At 57.1% G+C, this 368-nt stretch carries 1 protein-coding gene; it reads right to left on the bottom strand.

The annotated features are described in order from the left end of the window. Positions 1-368, bottom strand: a 368-nt coding sequence (locus KMS84_RS44115) for an NAD(P)H-dependent oxidoreductase (protein ID WP_256921460.1), incomplete at both ends; no start/stop codon positions are given.

The following is a 368-nucleotide window of genomic DNA, read 5'->3' as shown; positions in this document are numbered from 1 at the left end:
CACGTCCACAACACGGTCGTAGTAGGCGGATGGCTTCATACGCCCTGCGTCGTCGAACTCCAGAAAGGCTTTGGGTACTGACGACTGGTTTGGGATGGTGATCATCCGCATCCAGCGCCCGAGGATCCTAAGCTGGTTTACCGTGTTGAAGGACTGTGATCGACCGCAGACCTGCATGACGGCCAACGTCTTGCCCTGGCTGGGGCGGACAGCGCCCAACGTGAGAGGTATCCAGTCTATTTGGGCTTTGAATACAGCAGACATTGCACCGTGACGCTCTGGCGAACACCACACCTGTCCCTCTGACCACAGAACCAGATCCCGCAGCTCTTTAACCTTTGGATGGTCTTCCGGAGCGTCATCAGGGA

The organism is Streptomyces hilarionis (assembly GCF_024539675.1).
In the GTDB taxonomy this organism is placed as follows: Bacteria; Actinomycetota; Actinomycetes; order Streptomycetales; family Streptomycetaceae; genus Streptomyces; species Streptomyces hilarionis.
This window is presented reverse-complemented; position numbering and strand designations above follow the sequence as displayed.